The organism is Halocynthiibacter sp. C4 (genome assembly GCF_028823805.1).
In the GTDB taxonomy this organism is placed as follows: Bacteria; Pseudomonadota; Alphaproteobacteria; order Rhodobacterales; family Rhodobacteraceae; genus Falsihalocynthiibacter; species Falsihalocynthiibacter halioticoli.
Genome location: NZ_JAPEIE010000002.1, coordinates 1,217,792 through 1,240,109, shown reverse-complemented (window position 1 = coordinate 1,240,109; position 22,318 = coordinate 1,217,792). Strand labels below are relative to the sequence as shown.

Annotated in this window: 17 protein-coding genes and 1 tRNA gene; 15 read left to right on the top strand and 3 right to left on the bottom strand. The window is 53.5% G+C overall.

The window, feature by feature from the left end; all coding sequences use genetic code 11:
- The first annotated feature begins 1,052 nt into the window (after positions 1-1,052).
- From OU789_RS13300 to OU789_RS13290, 3 genes are all read left to right on the top strand, one after another.
- A complete protein-coding gene (locus OU789_RS13300; RefSeq protein ID WP_274655995.1) occupies positions 1,053-1,955 on the top strand; it encodes an O-antigen ligase family protein in 903 nt (300 codons plus the stop codon).
- On the top strand, positions 1,948-4,125 hold the full coding sequence (locus OU789_RS13295) for a GumC family protein (RefSeq protein WP_274655994.1): 2,178 nt from the start codon (positions 1,948-1,950) through the stop codon (positions 4,123-4,125). Before OU789_RS13300 ends, OU789_RS13295 begins: the two co-directional genes overlap by 8 nt.
- A 110-nt stretch (positions 4,126-4,235) precedes the next feature.
- Positions 4,236-6,650: a beta-mannosidase gene (locus tag OU789_RS13290; RefSeq protein ID WP_274655993.1), complete on the top strand. Its 2,415-nt coding sequence runs from the start codon at positions 4,236-4,238 to the stop codon at positions 6,648-6,650.
- Between the two features lie 83 nt (positions 6,651-6,733).
- On the opposite strand, the gene OU789_RS13285 is transcribed toward OU789_RS13290, so the two are convergent.
- Positions 6,734-6,819 (bottom strand) — tRNA-Leu (locus OU789_RS13285).
- 165 nt (positions 6,820-6,984) lie between these two features.
- On the opposite strand from OU789_RS13285, the gene OU789_RS13280 reads away from it, so the two are divergent.
- Positions 6,985-7,965 (top strand): complex I NDUFA9 subunit family protein, encoded by a 981-nt coding sequence (locus tag OU789_RS13280; protein ID WP_274655992.1) that lies wholly within the window; start codon positions 6,985-6,987, stop codon positions 7,963-7,965.
- On the opposite strand, the gene OU789_RS13275 is transcribed toward OU789_RS13280, so the two are convergent.
- Positions 7,962-8,765 carry an undecaprenyl-diphosphate phosphatase gene (locus tag OU789_RS13275; RefSeq protein ID WP_274655991.1) on the bottom strand — a complete coding sequence of 268 codons (804 nt, stop codon included), beginning with the start codon at positions 8,763-8,765 and terminating at the stop codon, positions 7,962-7,964. The two genes, OU789_RS13280 and OU789_RS13275, sit on opposite strands and share 4 nt — an antisense overlap.
- A gap of 219 nt (positions 8,766-8,984) precedes the next feature.
- Between OU789_RS13275 and OU789_RS13270 the strand changes: the two genes are divergently transcribed.
- From OU789_RS13270 to OU789_RS13240, 7 genes are all read left to right on the top strand, one after another.
- A complete protein-coding gene (locus OU789_RS13270) occupies positions 8,985-10,418 on the top strand; it encodes an NAD(P)-dependent oxidoreductase (RefSeq protein ID WP_263951953.1) in 1,434 nt (477 codons plus the stop codon).
- A 74-nt stretch (positions 10,419-10,492) separates the two neighbouring features.
- A complete protein-coding gene (gene gltB / locus OU789_RS13265; RefSeq protein ID WP_263951954.1) occupies positions 10,493-15,028 on the top strand; it encodes a glutamate synthase large subunit in 4,536 nt (1,511 codons plus the stop codon).
- Positions 15,029-15,119: 91 nt separating this feature from the next.
- The gene (mtgA, locus tag OU789_RS13260; RefSeq protein ID WP_446719177.1) at positions 15,120-15,914 is read left to right on the top strand and encodes a monofunctional biosynthetic peptidoglycan transglycosylase; all 795 of its coding nucleotides are present in this window, start codon (positions 15,120-15,122) and stop codon (positions 15,912-15,914) included.
- A 54-nt stretch (positions 15,915-15,968) separates the two neighbouring features.
- Complete coding sequence (gene fzlA, locus OU789_RS13255; RefSeq protein WP_263951956.1) at positions 15,969-16,634, top strand: FtsZ-binding protein FzlA; 666 nt, start codon at positions 15,969-15,971, stop codon at positions 16,632-16,634.
- Positions 16,635-16,690: 56 nt separating this feature from the next.
- The gene (gene queG, locus OU789_RS13250) at positions 16,691-17,665 is read left to right on the top strand and encodes a tRNA epoxyqueuosine(34) reductase QueG (RefSeq protein ID WP_446719186.1); all 975 of its coding nucleotides are present in this window, start codon (positions 16,691-16,693) and stop codon (positions 17,663-17,665) included.
- Between the two features lie 28 nt (positions 17,666-17,693).
- On the top strand, positions 17,694-18,611 hold the full coding sequence (locus tag OU789_RS13245) for a DMT family transporter (protein ID WP_263951958.1): 918 nt from the start codon (positions 17,694-17,696) through the stop codon (positions 18,609-18,611).
- A 65-nt stretch (positions 18,612-18,676) separates the two neighbouring features.
- Entirely contained in the window at positions 18,677-18,874 is a 198-nt protein-coding gene (locus OU789_RS13240) for a hypothetical protein (protein ID WP_263951959.1), read from the top strand.
- Here the strand turns inward: OU789_RS13240 and OU789_RS13235 are convergent.
- Positions 18,871-19,740, bottom strand: coding sequence for a branched-chain amino acid aminotransferase (locus OU789_RS13235; RefSeq protein WP_263951960.1), 870 nt, complete (start codon positions 19,738-19,740; stop codon positions 18,871-18,873). The two genes, OU789_RS13240 and OU789_RS13235, sit on opposite strands and share 4 nt — an antisense overlap.
- 175 nt (positions 19,741-19,915) lie before the next feature.
- Between OU789_RS13235 and OU789_RS13230 the strand changes: the two genes are divergently transcribed.
- Genes OU789_RS13230 through OU789_RS13215 form a run of 4 tightly spaced genes read left to right on the top strand, consistent with a single transcriptional unit; the run spans position 19,916 to position 22,316 of the window.
- Positions 19,916-20,422, top strand: a complete 507-nt coding sequence (locus OU789_RS13230) for a MarR family winged helix-turn-helix transcriptional regulator (RefSeq protein ID WP_263951961.1) — start codon at positions 19,916-19,918, stop codon at positions 20,420-20,422.
- Entirely contained in the window at positions 20,419-21,123 is a 705-nt protein-coding gene (locus tag OU789_RS13225) for a response regulator (protein WP_274655988.1), read from the top strand. The genes OU789_RS13230 and OU789_RS13225 overlap by 4 nt, the downstream gene beginning before the upstream one ends.
- A gap of 18 nt (positions 21,124-21,141) precedes the next feature.
- Positions 21,142-22,077 (top strand): histone deacetylase family protein, encoded by a 936-nt coding sequence (locus OU789_RS13220; protein WP_274655987.1) that lies wholly within the window; start codon positions 21,142-21,144, stop codon positions 22,075-22,077.
- Entirely contained in the window at positions 22,074-22,316 is a 243-nt protein-coding gene (locus OU789_RS13215; protein ID WP_274655986.1) for an exodeoxyribonuclease VII small subunit, read from the top strand. The genes OU789_RS13220 and OU789_RS13215 overlap by 4 nt, the downstream gene beginning before the upstream one ends.
- Positions 22,317-22,318 lie beyond the last annotated feature (2 nt).

Below are 22,318 nucleotides of genomic sequence, written 5' to 3'. Positions count from 1 at the left end.
AGGCCTGAGCCAAGTCGCGAAAATCGCCAGCGAGGAAAAAATGAAAAGACGGGAGAGGCTTGCAAGAGTATGCATTTTAATTCCCGCTATGATTGTATTTTCTCTTTCAGCTATCTTTGGAATTAGTGAGTATAAGTTCTTAGTCCTTGCTCTGTCCTCAGAACAAACAGCCCCTCCATCGCTATCATCACGGCGCCAACTCTTAGAGCGCTGCATCCAATTGCTGGCGGATCCAACGCTTAACATCAGGCCGTCATTCGAAGTTTCAAATTCGGCAGAACGATGCCTTGCAACTGCATTGAAAATCGAGAAGCAGTCAGCCGAAAGCGGTCGGTCTCAGTTAGTAATCGCGCAATCTTCACTTCTGGCGGGGAAAGAGGTCACCACGACAGACGCGATATCAAACTCACAGAAATTGGCACCGAGTGAAGGTTGGCTCGCCGCGCATCGCGTTAAGCTTTTGGTGCCACTCATATCTTCGCTAACGCCTGAAACTCAAAGGGCTTTCACACAGGACGCTTCTGTCCTTTTGGCGTCCGCAGAGTATTCCTGGGTTCTTCCGCAAATTTATGTCCGTCAGAAGAGCCTCCGACCGTATCTGCATAGTGTTGTAGAAGAACTCCCCGAGTTTCAGAAGCAGGTGTTTCTCAATCAGCTTGCAAGAAGGGTCGAGCAATCAAATGGTTGATCTTTCTGTGCCCGCTCAAGGGTTGTCTACCCGCCAGTTTAGCGCAAACCATAGGTTAGTGAGGGTATCGCTACTTGCGATTATTCTCGTCGCGCCCATTCCTGCCGGTTCTAATCTTCCAATAGTGTGGTGTGTTTGGGCGGCCACTCTGTCTGCCTTAACATTTCTCTGGTGCTTCAGTGCGCCGACCGGCTCAATTCTTGATGCGGTTTTGAAGGCCAGAATACCAATTGTGTTGGGTTGTTGTGCAATTGGTTTTGCTGTCGCTCAGAGCTTAGCAGGCAGCCTCGCGCCATCCGCTACTCTACTTGGCGCGATACGGCTCCTAACCTATGCCTTCCTGTTTGTTCTGTTGGCCGCAACGGTGAAAAATACCGGACAACTCGCTGACGTGCTGTTATTCGGAATTGCGCTGAATGCCATTGTTGCTCTGTTATTTTTGTACGGGTTCAACGACTTCTCTATCTGTGGCCCAAAGCAGCATTACCTCGGCTCCGCCACGGGGACTTACATTAACCGAAATGCTTTCGCATCCTTGCTTTCCATGGGGTTGATATTGGGGGTATCGCGGTTTGCGCATCCCCAATTTGATAAGGGCTTCTGGGCGCGGGTTTGCGCATGTGGGGCCATCGTCGCGGCGTTGCTGGCGACACAATCGCGCGCAGCAATTTTGCTGGGCTTGGGAATAGCAAGTATCTGTTTCGCTGTGTCTGTTGGAGCGGGGCAGAGGCGAACTTTACGCGTAGCACTTTTTGTTTTGCCCTTTGTCGCGGTCGTCGCCGGTTTGACTGCTGTCTCAGGTCGCAGCGTTTTCGCATTCGTCGACCTGCAAACCCGTGCGGAACTCTGGCACCAAACGCTAATCATGATCGCGGATCGTCCGTTTACGGGATTCGGATTAGATACATTCCCCATGGCATTTGAACGGTATCACTTGCCTTCGTTGCCAGTGGATGTGGTCTGGCTCCATCCGCACAATACGTATCTGACCCTTTGGTCAGAGCTTGGCATGATCGCAGGGAGTTTGATTCCCTTGGCGGTCGGTTGGGTTTTCTTGGTCTTACTCCACGCACAATACCCGTCTGCAAACCACAGCTCGATCCGAGTTGCCGCAATCGGTGTTATCTCGTTTGCGTCGCTCCATGCGCTTGTCGATTTCAGTATGGAAATCCAAGCGAACGTATTCCTTTTCATCGCAATCATCGCTCTAGCGCTCGTCGAATGTCGTTCGCGGAGTGAAACACCAGTCGAGGTGGAAAATGGTTAAACAACATCCGCAGCATCAGTTCGGTGGCGCCGAGAAAATTGGCGCGTCAAATAGCGCCCAACAAGTCGGCGAATACTTGGATTTGCGAGACCTTGTCGTTGTTCTCTATCGCAAAATTTGGCTAATCGCGGGTATTGTAGCTGGTTTCCTTGCGGTTGCGGCGACGTTCTTGGCTTTGACGACGCCGCAGTTCACGGCCACTGCGTTGCTCTTGGTTGACCCCTCACAAAAGAACTTGCTCAATCCCGATGAGGGGTTTTCTCAAGGCGGTATGTCTGATGCCGCTCGGGTAGAAAGTGAGGTTGAGATACTTCGATCTGGGACGGTCTCTCTTGCAACGGTCGAGCGCCTTGATCTTGTTACTGATCCGGAATTCGGCCCATCGCTCGGACTCTTTGAGAAGCTTGGTCTTGCGTTTGGGCAAAATGAAAATCCTGCAGTTGGTACGGATCTTTTGAGTCAGACTTTGGATCGGTTTATGTCTGCAACTGAAATTCGTAGGCGTGGCCAGACCCATCTCATTGCGGTCTCTGCGACATCTGAATCAGCGACGAAAGCGGCATTGCTCGCGAACACATTGGCGCAAACCTACATCGGGCTTCAAATAGAGGCCAAGGTAAACATGTCGATGGCGGCGCGCGATCTCTTGCTGGCGCAAATTGAGCAGGCGCGTGAGAGCCTTGCGCAGTCAGAGGACGCACTCGATTTCTATGTTGAACAAAACCTGGAACGGTTGAGCCGAGAAGCAGGAGGCATTGATATCGAGCAACTGCGATCAGAGCTCGAAGACTTACGCAGCCTGCAAGTTCAATCAACCGCACAGAGACAGGCGTTGTCGAGTGCCTATCAACAGCGCGATTGGGCGCAGATCGCGCAAGTTCTCGAGGACTCCGCGCTCGCAAATCTAGTCGGCCAGCGCGAAGCACTGATTGCGCGACTGAATACAAGCACGGAAACAACCACGCGCGTCGATCTGCAGCAGGAGTTGGAGCGCCTAGATGCTCTGCTAGATGCAGAAGCCGCAACGAATTTGCAGTCAGCTAAACTCGACGTGGAAAATTTGAACGCAGAGGTGCGGAGCAAACAGGGCGCGTTGCGTTCTGCTATCTTTGACGGAAACTTGTCCTCTGCGACGCTCGCGGAACTTTATGACCTTCAGCAAAAGGCTGACATCGCTCAAAGGCAGTACAAAAATCTTCTGTCACGGGCGCGGGATCTGGATGCGCAATCACTTGTCCAAATGGCAGATAGTCGAATTGTCTCCGAAGCGTTGCCGCCACGACAGCCAAGTTTCCCTAAGAAAGCAATGGTCTTGTCCTTCGCCTTTGTACTCGCGCTCGGCGTCGGTGTTTCGGCTGCATTTCTTAGCGAGTTCTATTTTGGCGGCATCACTTCGGTTGCTCAGCTTGCGAACGTTTTGCCAATCCCCGTAGGAGGAGCGATTCCAAAGGTCGAACAACAAGTGGGGCACCTTTCTGTTGCGGACACGGTTATTCAGGCTCCGCTTTCGCCTTATGCAGAGTCAGTCCGTCAACTTCGGGCAAGTATCGACCTTGGTGTTTTGACGCCCAAAGGCAAATGCACAGTCGTTATGGTGACGTCTGCGTTCCCGAGCGAAGGGAAGAGTTCTTTGGCGCTCGCCTTGGCGCGCACTTATGCCGTCGCGGGAAAGTCGACGCTATTAGTTGATACGGATTTGCGAAAACCGAGCCTGCACCAATATCTCGGGCTCACGCCTCAAACCGGTTTCTTCGATTACCTTCGATACCCCGAGAAACTTGCTGCGCAATCGGGCTTCTATGATACGGATACGCTTTCAAAAGTTGGCGTTGTCCTTGGCCGCGGCCGCGCTGATGTGCCGACGGATCAGCTGCTTCAGTCTGCAATATTTGAGCGGTTCCTTGATAAGGCACGCGAAGCAATGGATGTGATCATTCTTGATACATCTCCATTGTTGCCGGTCGTCGACGCCATTTATATCGCGCGGCATGCCGATGTTGTGCTGAATTGCGTTCGTTATGGCGGCACAGGGCAGACGAATTTGCGCGAGGCGCTCGACCGACTGGCGCGAGGGGTACAACCTTCAACACCGGTCTATTCCGTACTCACGCACAATCGATCACGCGGCTCAGATTATGAAAATACCTATGCTCATCCGGGTGGTGTTTAGCCGCCTAAACCTCGCAAATCCTCCTCTCCGATTGACTTTGAGTCTTTAGTTCGGGATACGAGCAGAAGGGAATGATAGCGGTAACATCGCCGCCTTCGAGGAGGACTAGAATGCACATGGAATTGAATAGCGGCTGGGTGCTTCGGCAAGCTGGCAAAGAGAGCGGCATGCCATTTAGCGTGCCAAATGATGTGCATTCAGTGTTGCTGTCCGAAGGACAGATCAAGGATCCGTATTGGCGCGATAGAGAGGCGTCGCTTGATTGGGTCCACGAAAACGAATGGCTTATTGAACGCACGGTTCAGGTCGAAGAAGGCTTGGATGGGCCAGTTTATCTGACACTAAGCCAAGTGGATTGCCACGCAGAAGTCAGCGTGAACGGCGCTCTTGTCGGAGTGTGCGAAAACGCATTCCTTCGCTATGATTTTGAAGTGTCTGAACACCTAGTATCGGGTGAAAACAAAATAGAAATCCTCTTCTTGTCAAATAGTAAGGTCGCAGCCGCCAAGGCAGATGCATTTCCCTTTGCCGTGCCTTTTGTGGAGTGGAACTGTCGGCTTCCGCACTACAACTTCTTGCGCAAGACACAGTGTGATGCAGGTTGGGATTGGAATATCGCGCTCTCACCAATCGGTGTTTATGGAGGTGTTTCGCTTCGGTCCGGTAACGCGGTGCGGTTTGATGATGTAAAGCTTACTCAGCACCACGAGAACGGTCGCGTTCGGCTCGATTTTGAAGCGTATTTCCTCGCGGATTCCGTTGGGAATGTTCCGCTGAAAGTCGAAATTGATGGAAAAGTTGTCGAACAATCCGTCGCTTTCTACCCCGGTCAATCAAGTGCACGGGTATCGATCGAGATCAATGAGCCCAAACTTTGGTGGCCCGCTGGCCACGGTGAGCAGCACCTTTATGATGCCGAGATTACGCTTGGTGGCGAGCGTCGGACAATGCGTGTTGGTTTGCGTAAGGTCGAGCTTGTTTGCGACAAAGACGATGTCGGCCAGCGATTTGCATTTCGTGTGAATGGGCGCGAGATTTTTATGCGCGGCGCAAACTGGATACCTGCTGATGCTCTCCCTGCGCGATCAACGCCAGAGGCCGTTCGCGATATCCTGACCTCGGCGATTGAAGCGAACATGAATATGATCCGAGTCTGGGGTGGTGGGCGTTACGAGCCGGACTGGTTCTATGAAATGTGTTCCGAGATGGGCTTGATGGTTTGGCAGGATTTCATGTTCGCCTGTAACATCTATCCTGCGGCTGACCGCGATTGGCTGGCATTGATCCGTGAAGAGGCCAAGCAGCAGGTTCGACGTTTGTCCGCTCATGCCTGTATTGGGCTTTGGTGTGGTGACAACGAACTAGTTGGCGCGCTTGGTTGGTTTGACGAGTGCAAACAGGACCGCGACAAATACCTCGCTATGTATGACCGCTTGAATCATGCCCTTGAAGAGATTGTGTTGGATGAGAAGATCGACGTTCCATGGTGGCCAAGCTCACCTTCGGTCGGGCCTCTAAATTTTGACGATGGCTGGCATGACGATACCTCTGGCGACATGCATTTCTGGGATGTTTGGCATTCGGCAAAAGATTTTGAGCATTACCGAACTGTGCGTCCGCGCTTTTGCTCGGAATTCGGGTTTCAGTCATTCCCCTCAAATCGGGTAGTCGAGAGTTTTACGGAAGCCGATGACCGAAATGTCTCTTCTTCGGTTATGGATGTCCATCAGCGGAATGTGGGCGGAAACAGTCGAATCGTAGAGACATTGGCGAGGTATTTCCGCTTCCCCGACAGCTTCGGCGACATGACCTACCAAAGCCAGATTTCGCAGGCGCTCGCGATGAAAACTGCCATCGAATTCTGGCGCGCAAACAAACCGCGCTGCATGGGAACGCTATACTGGCAGCTCAACGATACTTGGCCCGTTGCAAGCTGGGCGAGCCTTGAATACGGCGGGGGTTGGAAGCTGTTTCACTACGCAGCCAAAGAGTTCTTCTCGCCTGTTTTGTTAACGGCGCAACCAGATGAGGCAACGGGCGAGATAGTTCTATACGCTGTGAATGACACGCCTGAGTCCGCAGAGATTTCGGTCAACCTACGCCGCGTTGACGTTGGAGGCGAGGTTTCAGAAGTGAGTTCCTACGATTCCAAAGTGCCTACCGATAAGGCGATTGAGGTTACGAGATTGTCCGCAGCTTCGCTATCGGAAACCGAATTTTTGCATTTTGATTGGAGCGATAAATCGGGCGAGCACAGTGGCGAGAACGAATACCTACCTAAGCGCCCCAAAGAGTATGAATTCCAAACGCCAGAGATTGAATGCACAGTTTCTGACAACGGTGATGTTACCCTCGTGAGCGATAAACCAGCGCTTTATGTCACCTATGATCATGGCGGTGATGATATCTATTCGCAGAATTGCGTGACGCTCCTGCCCGGAGTGCCGAAAACCCTAAAAAAGCTCCGCAAACGTACATCACATTTGCCAGCCTCGAAGCCGAGCGTTCGATCTCTCATGTCCTGAAAAATCTCTAACCGGAGTCGCTAAATAGAATAGCGGCTTCGGTTTCGAAGGCCAATTTAGGATGAAGTGAATTTTTGGGAAATTGGTGCCCAGGAGAGGACTTGAACCTCCACGTCCATACGGACACTAGCACCTGAAGCTAGCGCGTCTACCATTCCGCCACCTGGGCAGGTGTCGTGGCGTGGGAATTACTTCGGTGTGTGTGTGGTGTCAACGGGATTCGCGTAAAAAACGCGGAACATCCCAAAAACGCTGTGCCTGCGACGTGATAGTTGCTTGTCCAATGGCAAAGAGAAAGCTATTGAAGCAAATGAAAATAGTATCGGAGGCACCCATGTCCAAACTAGTCACCATTTACGGCGGTTCCGGTTTTGTCGGGCGGTATATTGCACGGCGAATGGCGAAAGCTGGTTGGCGCGTGCGTGTCGCGGTGCGTCGTCCGAACGAAGCGATGTTCGTGCGCCCCTATGGTGCGGTTGGTCAGGTTGAACCGGTTTTGTGCAATATTCGCGACGATGCCTCTGTCGCAGCAGTTATGCATGGCGCAGATGCGGTAGTGAATTGTGTCGGAATTCTATCGGAGACAAAGCGCAACAAATTTGACTCTGTACAACACGAAGGTGCAGAGCGGATTGCGCGTCTTGCCAAAGAGGCTGGCGTTGCGAAGCTTGTCCATATCTCGGCGATTGGTGCAGATGAGAATGCAGCAAGCGATTATTCGAAGTCGAAAGCTCTGGGTGAGCAGGGGATTCTTGAGAACTTCCCAGAGGCGGTAATCCTTCGCCCATCGGTGATTTTTGGCAATGAGGACGAATTCTTTAATCGCTTCGCGTCTATGTCGCGGCTCGGGCCCATTCTTCCGATCTTTGGCGGCAACACACGCTTTCAGCCAGTATATGTGGATGACGTAGCAGAGGCCGCTGAAAACGCGATCCTTGGTGACGCAACAGGCATTTATGAGCTTGGTGGTCCCGAAGCTCTTACACTGCATGCTGCCATCGAAAAGATGCTCGGTGTGGTGCACCGAAAACGCCTTGTGATGAACCTGCCGTTCTTTGCAGGTCGGATCCTCGCGGGTATCCTTGATTTTGTTCAGTTCGTATCGATGGGGCTTATTCACAACGGTGTCTTGACGGGGGATCAGCTCAAGAGCTTGCGCGTTGATAATGTCGTTTCCGACGATGCCAAAACACTGAATGACCTTGGCGTTACGCCTACGACAATGGATGCAATCATGCCGACGTATCTATGGCGCTTCCGCCCGAATGGTCAGTTCGAAGAGCTCCGAGACTCTGCGAAAAATCTCAAAGCCTAGGTATAGGCAACGACCAACAAGATCGTGCCGAGGATCACCCTATAGATGACATAGGGTGTGAAGCTTACGCTGCGCAAAAGTCGCATCATCAGAGAGAGTGCAGCAAGCGCCATCAAAGCGGATAGGGCAGCGACGATCAACGCATCGCGAAACGCACCGGATGTCTCTGACCCCGCTAGATCAAGAGCGGAAAGCGTACCGGAGGCAATAATGGTTGGAATCGACATGAGCATCGCCAGCTTTGCTCCATCCGTCCTCGTATAACCAAGCAAGCGTGCGCCGGTGATTGTTGCGCCTGATCGCGATGTCCCCGGAATAAGCGCGACCGCTTGCCAAAGCCCCATCACGAGCGCATCTTTCATATTCCATTCGTCGCTCACTTTGCTCTCTGTGCTTTGTTGGTCGGCCCAATATAGTACGATCCCAAAAATGAGCATCGTCCAGCCAATCACGGCCATACTTCGCATGCTGTCGCTTAGGCCGGTTATCTTAAGGATGAAGCCCGCGATGATTACGGGAATAGTCGCGATCATGAGAAGGAACGCCAGTCGTGCTCCTGGCTCCGCAATGCGACCGGTTAACATTGCAGGGACGCCGCGCGCAGCAAGCGATACATCCGCCCAGAAATAGATGATCACGGCAAAAAGCGTTCCGACATGCGCGGCAACATCGATCACTTGGCCCTGATCTGGCATATCCATGAGAATCGGCAAGAGAATCAGGTGACCGGAGGAGGAAACAGGAAGAAACTCTGTAATGCCTTGAATTATCGCCACTAGGGCAAGATGTAGCAGGGGCATATGTACTTCCTTGAACGAAAACTTCCCCACAGGTTAACCATTTGTAAATAAATGGAAAGTGGGAAAATAGGTAACTTTAGCTTACCTAAAATGCAGGGGGCGCTATAAAAAATGTCACAAATCATGTCGTTTTTTCGTATATAGGTCAGCAATGCTGCCTTTTCTTTTGTTCTGGCCTTGCGTAAAAGGTGCTTCCACTTAGATTTCGGAGGCTCCGCCATGGCAAAACAGCCAATGCTAAAATTTGTGTCGCTTAATCGCGCAATGCCGACCAAACGGGAAGCAGAAGAGCGTAAACAGGATTTCGACGAGATCTATGCCGAATTTGCCGCAGCAAAAGCCGCAGAGCAAGCTAGCCGTTGTAGCCAATGCGGTGTGCCGTATTGTCAGAGCCACTGCCCGTTGCACAACAACATCCCTGACTGGCTCAAATTGACTGCCGAAGGGCGTCTACAGGAAGCCTACGAAACTTCCCAGTTTACGAATACGTTCCCCGAAATCTGTGGTCGTATTTGTCCGCAAGACCGTCTTTGCGAAGGCAACTGTGTGATCGAACAATCCGGCCACGAAACAGTCACCATTGGTGCGGTTGAGAAATATCTGACCGACACTGCTTGGGAGAACGGCTGGGTGAAACCAATTGTGCCGGTTTCTGAGCGTGACGAAAGCGTTGGCATTATCGGCGCTGGTCCTGGCGGACTTGCCGCTGCTGATGTTCTGCGCCGCCAAGGTGTACAAGTAACTGTCTATGATCGCTATGATCGCGCGGGCGGGTTGATGACATACGGCATCCCCGGCTTCAAACTCGAAAAAGATGTGGTTCAGAAACGGATCGAACAGCTTGAAAAAGGCGGCGTGAAATTCGTTTTGAATTGTAACGTTGGCGAAGACATTACATTCCAAGCCATTCAGGGGCAGCATGACGCGGTTCTGATTGCGACCGGTGTTTACAAGTCCCGCGACCTCCAAGCGCCGGGGTCCGGTGCAGAGGGCGTTGTTCGAGCGATTGATTACCTCACAGCGTCTAACAAAAAGAGCTTTGGCGATGATGTGCCGGAGTTTGACGGCGGTGACCTGAATGCTGAAGGTAAGCGCGTTGTGGTTGTTGGCGGTGGTGATACCGCGATGGACTGTGTACGGACCGCGATCCGTCAGGGTGCAAAGAGCGTGAAATGCCTTTACCGCCGTGACAAGGCCAACATGCCAGGTTCCCAGCGCGAGGTTCAGAACGCCGAAGAAGAAGGCGTGGAATTTGTATGGCTCTCAGCGCCGAAGGGCTTCACCGGCGATACGGTTGAAAGCGTGCTGGTTCAGAAGATGCGCCTTGGCAAACCGGATGTATCCGGTCGCCAGTCACCAGAGGTGATTGAGGGTGCGGACTACGTAGAAGAAGCCGATCTTGTGGTCGCAGCGCTTGGGTTCATGCCAGAAGACCTGCCGACACTTTGGGGCGAAGAGGCGCTTGAAGTGACCCGCTGGGGCACGATCAAGGCCAACTTCAAAACGCACGAAACCTCGCTTCCGGGCGTTTACGCTGTTGGCGACATCGTGCGCGGCGCGAGCCTTGTGGTTTGGGCGATCAAAGATGGGCGCGACGCTGCCGAGTCGATCCTCGATCACCTGAATTCCTCCAGCGCACAGGCTGCTGAGTAACCGAATAATTTGCGGACAGAGGCGCAAGCCCCCGCACCAGAATGTGCCCAAACGGGCAAATGTGGAGACTGAACATGACCAAGTTTGACCAAAACTGGAAAGCCGCCGAAGAGGCAAAACGCCAATGGATGGCCGAGAACGGCATGTATTCCGAAACAGACGAGCATTCCTCCTGCGGGGTTGGACTGGTTGTTTCGATTGACGGGAAGCCTTCGCGGGCTGTTGTCGAAAATGGTATCAAGGCGCTTCGTGCGATTTGGCACCGTGGTGCTGTTGATGCTGACGGCAAAACAGGTGATGGCGCGGGTATCCACGTTCAAATCCCGACCGAATTCTTCGAAGATCAAATCCGCCGCACTGGTCACGAGCCGCATGCTGGTGAACGCATTGCGGTTGGGCAGGTCTTCTTGCCACGTACCAATTTCGGCGCGCAGGAAACGTGCCGGACTATCGTTGAGAGCGAAGTCCTTCGGATGGGGTACTATATTTACGGCTGGCGCCATGTGCCGGTTGATATCGATTGCCTTGGTGCAAAAGCCAACGCGACCCGCCCAGAGATCGAGCAAATCCTGATCAGCAACTCCAAAGGTGTTGATGAAGAGACGTTCGAGCGCGAGCTTTATGTCATTCGCCGTCGGATCGAGAAAGCCGCTGCCGCTGCCCAAGTACCAGAGCTTTATATCTGCTCGCTGTCCTGCCGCTCGATCATCTACAAAGGTATGATGTTGGCCGAGCAGGTGAGTGTTTTCTATCCTGACCTTGAGGACGAACGTTTCGAAAGCGCCTTTGCGATCTATCACCAGCGCTATTCGACAAACACATTCCCGCAGTGGTGGCTTGCACAGCCATTCCGCATGTTGGCTCACAACGGCGAGATCAACACCCTCAAGGGTAACGTCAACTGGATGAAGAGCCATGAAATCCGCATGGCGTCCGGCGCATTTGGCGAGATGGCAGAAGACATCAAGCCTATCATCGCAAGCGGCTCATCTGACTCTGCGGCGCTTGACTCTGTGTTTGAGGTTCTTGTCCGCGCTGGACGAAATGCTCCGATGGCCAAGACGATGCTTATCCCTGAAAGCTGGGCGCAGCAGGCTGTTGAGCTGCCAAAAGCGTGGCGCGATATGTATTCCTATTGCAACTCCGTAATGGAGCCATGGGACGGCCCCGCCGCGCTTGCCATGACCGATGGTCGTTGGGTTTGCGCGGGTCTTGACCGTAACGGCCTGCGTCCCATGCGCTATGTTGTAACTGGCGACGGCATGCTGATCGCCGGCTCCGAAGCCGGTATGGTGCCAATCGAAGAAGCCAGTGTCGTTGAGAAAGGTGCGCTTGGGCCAGGGCAGATCATTGCTGTCGATATGCAGGACGGTAAACTCTTCCACGATACTGAGATCAAGGATCAGCTTGCTGCGAGCCAGCCTTTTGGTGAATGGGTCCAGAAAATCAGCAACCTTGACGATCAGCTTTCCGACAAAACCGAGACGGCTGTATTCTCTGGACAGGAGCTTCGGACCCGTCAAGTTGCCGCTGGCTACACTGTCGAAGAGCTTGAGCAAATTCTCCAGCCAATGGCCGAAGACGCGAAAGAGGCGATTGCGTCTATGGGTGACGATACGCCAAGCGCGGTTCTTTCCGAGCGGTACCGTCCGCTGAGCCACTTCTTCCGCCAGAACTTCTCTCAGGTGACGAACCCACCGATTGACTCGCTTCGCGAATATCGCGTGATGAGCCTCAAGACACGGTTCGGGAACCTGAAGAACGTGCTGGATGAGGATTCCAGCCAGACAGAGATTATCGTTCTGGAAAGCCCGTTCATCGGCAACGCCCAATTTGACTCATTGATGGAGCATCTTGGACAGAGCGTTGTTACGCTCGACTGTACGTTCCCTGTAAACGGTGATCCGTCTGAGTTGCGCCGTGGCCTTGATCGTATCCGTGCCGAGGCCGAGGACGCCGTTCGTTCTGGTGGTGCGCATATCGTGCTGTCTGATATCAACCAAGGACCAGATCGCGCGGCCATGCCGATGATCCTTGCCACAAGTGCTGTGCATTCGCATCTCACGCGCAAAGGTCTTCGGACATTCTGTTCGATCTCCGTGCGGTCTGCTGAATGTATCGATCCGCACTACTTTGCCGTTCTGATCGGCTGTGGTGCAACAATCGTGAACGCGTATTTGGCCGAGGATTCACTCGCTGACCGTATCGAACGCGGTTTGATTGATTGTACGCTGACCGAGGCAGTGGCTCGCTATCGTGGCGCGATTGATGCTGGCCTTCTCAAGATTATGGCCAAGATGGGGATTTCGGTGATTTCCTCCTATCGCGGTGGTTTGAACTTTGAGGCCGTTGGCCTGTCTCGCGCGATGGTCGCGGAGTATTTCCCTGGCCTTACTAGCCGTATTTCCGGTATCGGTGTGCTGGGTATTCAGCGCAAGGTCGAGGCTGTTCACAAGCTCGGTTGGGGCGGGGGCTCTGATGTCCTGCCAATCGGCGGTTTCTATAAATCGCGGAAGTCCGGCGAGTTCCACGCGTGGGAAGCGCAGTCCATGCACATGCTTCAGGCTGCTTGTACCAAAGCGTCCTATGAGCTGTGGCAGCAGTTCTCTGCTAAGATGCGCGCGAACCCTCCAATCCATCTTCGCGATCTGCTGGCGATCCAACCACTTGGAAAAGCCATCCCGATCGAGGAAGTCGAGAGCATCACTGCAATCCGCAAGCGTTTCGTAACGCCAGGCATGTCCCTCGGTGCGCTCAGCCCAGAGGCCCACAAAACGCTTAACGTTGCAATGAACCGCATCGGCGCCAAATCTGACTCTGGCGAAGGCGGCGAAGATCCGGCGCATTTTGTTCCGGAGCCAAACGGCGACAACCCGTCTGCCAAGATCAAGCAGGTTGCTTCGGGGCGCTTCGGTGTAACTGCCGAATACCTGAACCAATGCGAAGAGCTTGAAATCAAGGTTGCCCAAGGCGCGAAGCCGGGTGAGGGCGGACAGCTTCCGGGCATGAAAGTGACCGATCTGATTGCGCGTCTGCGTCACTCGACAAAAGGTGTGACACTGATTTCGCCACCACCACACCACGATATCTATTCCATCGAGGATTTGGCGCAGTTGATCTATGATCTCAAGCAGATCAATCCGCGCTGTAAGGTAACGGTTAAGCTCGTTGCGGCTTCGGGTGTTGGTACGATTGCTGCCGGCGTGGCCAAAGCCAAGGCCGACGTGATCCTGATTTCGGGTCACAACGGCGGAACAGGTGCATCGCCAGCCACCTCAATCAAATACGCGGGTCTTCCGTGGGAGATGGGTCTGACAGAGGCGCATCAGGTTCTCGCAATGAACAACCTACGTGAGCGTGTAACGCTGCGTACGGATGGTGGCCTTCGTACTGGCCGCGATATTGTGATGGCAGCAATGATGGGTGCCGAGGAATACGGCATCGGGACTGCCGCGCTGATCGCGATGGGCTGTATTATGGTTCGTCAGTGTCAGTCGAACACATGTCCGGTTGGTGTATGTACACAAGACGAAGACCTGCGTGCCAAGTTTAATGGCTCTGCAGAAAAGGTTGTGAACCTCATCACTTTCTATGCACAAGAAGTTCGCGAAATTCTCGCCAGCATCGGTGCACGGAGCCTAGACGAGGTGATTGGCCGCGCTGATCTTCTGTCTCAGGTGAGCCGCGGTTCTGCGCATCTTGACGATCTTGATCTCAATCCTCTGCTTATCAAAGTGGATGGCGCGGATAACATCGTTTATGACCGCAACAAACCACGCAACGCTGTGCCGGATACGCTGGATGCGCAAATCGTGAAAGACGCCGCGCGCTTCCTGAACGAAGGCGAGAAAATGCAGCTTCAGTATGCGGTGCAAAACACCGACCGTACAATCGGCACACGCACATCGAGCCACATCGTTCAGAACTTCGGCATGCGTAACTCGCTACAGGCCGACCACCTGACTGTGAAACTCAATGGTTCGGCTGGTCAGTCTCTTGGTGCCTTTGCCGCGCCTGGTCTCAAGATCGAAGTGTCCGGCGATGCGAACGACTACGTAGGCAAGGGTCTTTCCGGAGGTACAATCGTCGTACGTCCGCCTATGAACTCGCCTCTTGTGGCTGCTGACAACACTATCATCGGCAACACTGTCCTGTACGGTGCAACGGATGGCTATCTCTTTGCGGCTGGTCGTGCTGGTGAGCGCTTCGCGGTTCGGAACTCTGGCGCCAAGGTTGTGATCGAGGGCTGTGGCGCTTCGGGTTGTGAATATATGACCGGCGGTGTTGCTGTTATCCTTGGTGACATCAGCGCAAACTTCGGCGCTGGCATGACCGGCGGTATGGCATATGTTTATGATCCATCGGGAAGCGCATGCGATCTGATGAACATGGAAACATTGGTGACATGCCCTGTAACCGTTGATCATTGGGAGGCCCAGCTTAAGGGTCTTATCGAGCGCCATGTCGAGGAAACCGGAAGCATTAAAGCTGCGGAAATCCTGCGTCATTGGGATATCGAGAAATCGCATTTCGTGCAGATTTGTCCGAAAGAGATGCTCAAACATATCCCGCATCCGCTCAGCAACGAAACAGACGCTGCACGGGCCTAATTCGGCCAATCGCACGAGTAGATTATTGCGGCCCGACCTTTGCGGATCGGGCCGCAATTGCGTTTGGCTGACTTGACCGCTCCTCGAATGCATGGTTCCTAGAAGCGTGGCAAAACGAGCAAAAAAGAAACCGGCCAAAGCGCCAGCAAAGAAACAGAGCAAACGGGCAAAGCCAAAGGCAAAACCCGAAAGCGATGGCGGCTGGCGCATATTCGCGCCGTTCCGCCGCGCGCGGAAATGGATTGTCCGTGGCGCTTTGGGCGTCTTGGTTTTGATATTGGTGGTTGTTTTCCTCTTTGGTTTCGTTGCGCCGCCGACAACACCTTATATCGTTTCGGAAGCGCGCCGATTGGGCGGTATTGATCGTTCGTGGATTGCGTTTGAGGATGTGGCCTCTGTTATGCCCCGAAGCGTGGTTGCGGCGGAGGACGCGAATTTCTGCTCTCACTGGGGCTTTGATATGGAAGCCATCCGTGAGGCGCTTGAATCTGGAGGGCAGCGTGGCGCCTCGACCATATCGCAGCAGGTCGTGAAAAACGTCTTCCTCTGGCAAGGTCGCTCATGGCCTCGAAAAGCAATGGAGGCGAGTTTGACCCCTCTTGTTGAGGCTTTGTGGAGCAAACAGCGTATTCTTGAGGTTTACTTGAACGTTGCCGAATTTGACGAAGGTGTATTTGGGGTCGAGGCCGCAGCACACCATTATTTCAAAACCCATCCGTCAAAGCTTACAGCCCGTCAGGCGAGCCTTCTCGCGGCGGTCTTGCCAAACCCTAAGGGCCGCTCGGCTTCAAATCCGTCTTCGTGGTTGTCGCGACGGGCCAACAGCATTGCCGACGGGGCGGCTACAATTCGCGCGGATGGTCGCGCAGAATGTTTCGAAGGTTGAACTACCTGTCGTTTCACGGCAATTAGAGAGAAACCCAGCAAGAGTGTTCATTCTATGATCCGACTTTTTCACGTTCCCCTTTCTCCGTTTTGTCGCAAAGTTCGACTCAGTCTCGCTGAGAAAAAGCTGGAGGTTGAGCTTGTTGAAGAGCGCTATTGGGAGAAGGACAGCGAGTTCTTGCGCCGCAATCCTGCGGCCAAGGTGCCTGTTCTGAAGATGGATGGGCTGATGATGGCCGAAAGCAGCGCGATCTGTGAGTACATCGAAGAAAAGCACCCTTCGCCAGCGTTGTTGCCCAAGGGCGCGGCAGAGCGTTTTGAAGTGCGGCGCATGGTGAGCTGGTTTGACGACAAGTTCCACCATGAGGTGACCTCCAAACTGCTGTACGAGCGCGTAAATAAAAAGGTGATGTCGCAGGGGTATCCCGACTCCGCAAATGTGAAGGCGGGTGCGCGAAACATCAAATATCACATTGATTATATGGGCTGGCTTCTGGACCAACGGCGCTGGCTCGCTGGTGATGTTATGACGCTTGCGGATTTCGCGGCGGCCGCGCATTTCTCCGCGCTTGATTACATTTCGGATGTGGATTGGAACCGCAACGAGAATGTCAAAATGTGGTACGCCAAAATCAAATCCCGTCCTGCCTTCCGTTCGCTTTTGGCGGATCAGATTCCAGGCTACCCACCCGCACAGCACTATGCGGACCTTGATTTTTGAGTGATGACTTACGAGAAAAACTTGAGGCCTACGCGCTAGAGGCCGGATTTGCCAAAATGGGCATCTGTCGGCCGGATGCTGTACCTGAAATTGCTTCCCGACTTGCCGAATACGTTGACAAGGGCCGCCATGGCCAGATGGGGTGGATGGCGGAGCGTATGCACTGGAGAGGCGCGCCGGATGCGCTTTGGCCTGAAGCAAAATCGGTCATTATGTTGGCCGAGCCTTATACCCAAGAGTTCGATCCTCGGGATGTACTTGAGATGCCTGATCGCGGCGCGATTAGCGTTTATGCCCAAAACCGTGATTACCATGACATTGTTAAGAAGCGCCTCAAGCGTGTCGGGCGGTGGCTGATCGAGCAAGAGCCCGAGGCGCAAATCAAGGTTTTCGTTGACACCGCACCGGTCATGGAAAAGCCGCTTGCTGCGGCGGCGGGGCTTGGATGGCAGGGGAAGCACACCAATCTGATATCGCGGAATCTTGGCAGTTGGTTTTTCCTTGGTGCGATTTTCACAACGGTCGAGTTTGCGCCTGATGATCGCGTGCGCGAGACCTGCGGGAGTTGCCGCGCGTGTCTCGATGTCTGCCCGACCGATGCTTTTCCTGCGCCTTACCAACTCGATGCGCGGCGGTGCATTTCCTATCTCACAATCGAGCATCATGGCCCGATAGACGAAGAGCTGCGCGGCCTGATGGGTAACCATATCTACGGGTGCGATGATTGCCTCGCAGCTTGTCCTTGGAACAAGTTCGCGGTTGAGGCCAGCGAAATGCGGTATGCGGCCAAGGATGATTTGATCGCGCCGAAACTTGCCGAGCTTGCAACTCTGGACGACACAGAGTTCCGCCAGAAATTTGCTGGCTCGCCCGTTAAGCGGATTGGGCGCAACCGGTTCATCCGCAACGTACTTTACGCCATTGGCAACTCGGGTGACACAACGCTGCGCGCAAGTGCTGCGGCGCATCTCGAGGATTCGGATGAGACCGTCGCTGATGCCGCGCGCTGGGCTGTTGCCCAACTCACATAACCCAATGCCCTTGAGGGCTGGAGCAAACATGAACCATTACGCAGGAATACTGTCGAAGCTTTTGTCCGTAACAATTTTTATGGGCATGGCGACCTGCGTCAAAGCGGTTTCTGGCGATATCCCGGCGGGAGAGATCGTATTCTTCCGCTCTTTCTTTGCGCTTCCCGTGATCATTGTTTGGCTTGCGATGTCGCACAACCTTCCGAATGGATTGCGTGCTGCTAATCCGCTTGGCCATGTGTGGCGTGGTTTCATGGGGATTATCGCAATGGGGTTCGGCTTCTCTGCGATCGGTTTGCTGCCGTTGCCGGAATTTACGGCGATTGGCTATGCCGCACCGCTTCTGGTGGTTATTTTTGCGGCCATGTTCCTCAATGAAAAGGTCGGTGTGTTCAGGTTGTCAGCGGTGACTGTTGGCCTAATTGGGGTGATCGTTGTGATCTATCCGCGCTTGTCCATTGGAGGTGGTGGGCTTGGCGATAGAGAGGCGCTAGGCGCGCTTCTTGCTCTTATGGGCGCGTGTTTCGCCGCTCTTGCGCAGGTGTTCATACGTAAGATGACCAAGACAGAAACGACAAGCGCAATTGTGTTTTGGTTCTCCGTAACTGGTTCGGTTATGGCTTTGTTTACCATTCCTTTCGGCTGGGTCATGCCTGACGGGCGCGAGTTGTTGCTCTTGGTGCTATCGGGCATCCTCGGGGGGCTGGGGCAAATTTTCCTGACGACAAGCTATCGGCTTTCCGACGCATCTCTCGTCGCACCCTTTGCCTATGCATCTATGATTCTGTCGATTGCCGTTGGGTATTTCGTATTTGACGAAGTACCCACGGTTATCATGCTCATCGGTGCTTCAATCATCATTTCCGCGGGAATTGCGATTATTCTGCGAGAACGGCACCTTGGCCTCAAACGCGCGCAGCAGCGCAAAAGCGACAGCAGCTTCTAAGGCCAGATTTGGGCGAAACCGCCGTTTTGTGCTAGGATGGGGGACAGCCAGATTTGGAGGGTCCCATGAAAAGACATTTGCTTGATCACCCGCGTACCCGCGAAGACAGCAATCTAATTCAAAAGTTCAACAGAGTCCGGCGCAACCTCGGGAGTTTCGGCCCGCATGAGTCGATCCGTTCGCTACATCGCCGGAGCCACGCGGCAGAGCCTGGCAATGCACGTATGGTGCAATACGCCAGAATCCACCGCGCGCAATCCTAGCTGCGTACGAGCTTTTCGTAGCTTTCCGAAATATCGCGTGCGAGCGCGCCAACCTCGAAATTATAGTCGCCGATCTGGCCAACTGGTGTCACTTCGGCGGCTGTACCCGTGAGCCAGCACTGTTCGAAACCTTCAAGCTCTTCGGGCATAATATGGCGTTCGTTTACGGTGATACCCTTTTCCTTGAGCATTCCGATAACTGTTTGACGGGTGATCCCGTTTAGGAAGCAGTCCGCTTTTGGTGTGTGAACTTCGCCGTTCTTCACAAAGAAGATATTCGCGCCCGTCGCTTCAGCTACATAACCGCGATAGTCAAACATCATCGCATCCGAGCAGCCTTTTGCTTCGGCGGCGTGCTTTGACATGGTGCAAATCATATAGAGACCCGCAGCCTTGGCTTCGCAAGGGATCGTTTCGGGGCTTGGGCGTTTCCACTTGGAAATGTCGAGCTTGGCGCCCTTGAACTTCGCGTCGCCGTAATAGTTGCCCCACTCCCACGCAGCCACAGCGAAACGGACTGGGTTTTTGGCCGAAGCGACACCCATATCCTCGCCAGCGCCTCGCCACGCAACAGCGCGCACATAGGCATCAGTCAGACCATTGGCTTCCATGGTTGCGTATTTGGCAGCTTCGATTTCTTCAACGGAGTATGGAACTTCAAAATCAATCAGCTTGGCCGAGCGCTGAAGCCGCTCACTGTGTTCGACGCTTTTGAAAATCTTGCCGTTGTAGGCGCGCTCACCCTCAAAAACAGAAGACGCATAGTGAAGCGCATGAGTCAGAATATGCACATTTGCATCGCGCCATTCGACGAGCTTGCCGTCCATCCAGATTTTCCCGTCGCGGTCATCGTATCCACCGGCCATCTGTAAACTCCTCTTGTTGCGCGATTTTTTGGTCGCGCTTTTCGATTGTTGCGCAATAAATGTCCGTTTCGGTCATTTTGTTGCTGAAAAACTGACCTTTGCTACTATTTGAATCTTGGAAAGTCAACAAGGCTGACATAAAATCAAATCCAAGAATTTGATAAGGAGAATTGCAATGGTCGAAGGCGCGAGCGTGCCTGGTGGTGAAAGCCTCCTGTTTCTTACGGATGAACAGCTGCGCAAAGCAATCGAGGCAATGTTCTTTGCGTATCGTGGTTTTACCTCCGATCCAGACCGCATTCTCGAAAACTATGCTTACGGGCGCGCGCATCACAGGGCGATTCACTTCATACATCGCAGCCCGGGAACCACTGTTAACAACTTGCTTCATATCCTTGGCGTCACGAAACAGTCTCTAAACCGCGTGCTTCGTACCCTTATTGCGGATGGGTTGGTCGAAAGCCGTGTTGGTGAACGTGACAAACGCGAACGTCATCTATTTCTAACGGATGAGGGCGAAAAACTGGAAGCCGAGCTTTCAGAGGCCCAGCGTACACGGATGCGCGCGGCGTTTCGCGCGGCTGGACCGGACTCGGTTGCCGGTTTCAAACAGGTTCTTGAAGCAATGATGGACCCCGAGCAAAGACGGCAGTACAAAAGTCTTATGGAGAAAAGTACATGAGCGATGCCGCCGAAGCCCACCTGTTGATTGTCGATGATGATGAACGGATTCGGGGGCTGTTACAGAAATTCCTAATCCGTAATGGATTCTGGGTGACTTCCGCACGCGACGCCGAACACGCCCGCCGCATTTTGTCTGGTCTTGAGTTCGACATGATCGTTCTGGATGTCATGATGCCAGGCGAGGATGGTGTGGCGCTGACGAAAAGCTTGCGGGAAACACTCGCAACGCCAATACTATTGCTTACTGCAAAAGGTGACACCGAAGATCGGATCAAAGGACTCGAGGCGGGTGCGGACGATTACCTTGCCAAGCCGTTTGAGCCAAAAGAGTTGCTGCTTCGAATAAACGCCATTCTGCGCCGGATGCCGGATGCAACAAACCGCGCAGACGGGCCGAAATTCGTGAACCTTGGGTCATTGCGATATGACGTTGAGCGCTCTGAGCTTTTGAATGGCGAAACTGTGATCCGTCTTACGTCTACGGAGAGCGCGCTTATGCGGATTTTCGCGGCAAACCTTGGCGAGGCCTTAAGTCGAAGCCGCCTTGTCGAAGACCTTGGCCGCGACAAAGGACAAGCACAGGAGCGCGCAGTTGACGTTCAAATCACACGTCTTCGCCGTAAGATTGAAGAAGACCCGAAACAACCGCGTTTCCTGCAAACGGTTCGTGGCGAGGGTTATCTTCTTTCTTCTGACTAACAGAAGGCAACTGACGATATGACGACAGCTCTGCTGACTCACTCCGATTGCTTACTGCACCAAACACCATCTGGTCACGCCGAGCAAATCGCGCGGTTAGAGCATGTTCTTGCGGCATTGGATCATCCAAAATTCGACCCTATTCTGCGCAAAAAGGCCCCTTTGGTGGCGGATGATGACCTTCTGCGGGTACATCCAAAAGCCCATATTGATGACATCAAAGATAGTGCGCCCGAGAGCGGGATCGTGCAGCTTGATGCCGATACGTTCATGTCTGAGGGCTCGCTTTCTGCCGCGTTAAGAGCGGCGGGCGCAAATACGCGTGCTGTTGATTTGGTTTTGTCGGGTGAGGCGCAGAATGCGTTTGCTGCTGTTCGTCCTCCTGGTCACCACGCAGAGAGACAGACTCCTATGGGGTTTTGCCTCTTCGGCTCTGTGGCTGTTGGTACGAAATATGCGCTTGAGGTCCACGGCCTGAAACGCGTCGCGATCATTGATTTTGACGTTCACCACGGCAATGGAACGCAGGATCTGCTCGAAGGTGATCCACGCGTGTTCTTCGCTTCGAGTCACCAGATGCCGCTTTATCCTGGAACAGGGCATGCACACGAAACAGGTGCGGCAAATAATGTGTTGAATGTTCCACTTGCCGAAGGAAGCAACGGTGAGGAAATGCGGCGTGTCTACGAAGAGACAATTCTTCCAAATGTGGCTCTATTCCGCCCTGAATTGATCTTCATATCCGCTGGGTTCGATGCCCATAGCGCTGACCCATTGGCGGGTTTGAATTGGTCCACCGAGGATTTCCGCTGGCTCACTCACCGGATATGCGATTTGGCGGATGAAACTTGCTCTGGGCGGGTGGTTTCATCCCTCGAAGGGGGCTATGATTTAGACGCGCTGGCTGAATGTGTCGCCGCGCATGTTGAAATATTGATGGAGCGTGGCGCATGAGCGATACACCCGTAACCGAATTGAGCTTTGAGCAGGCGATTGCCGAGTTGGAGAGCGTGGTTAGCCAGCTTGATAATGGGCAGGTTGCTCTGGATGAATCGATCAAGCTCTATGAGCGTGGGGCCAAGCTGAAAGAGCATTGCGACGCCAAGCTCAAGGAAGCCGAAGAAAAGGTTGCGGCCATTAAGCTCGGTGAAAACGGTACGCCAAGCGGAACAACCCCTGTCGAAGGGCTCTAGCC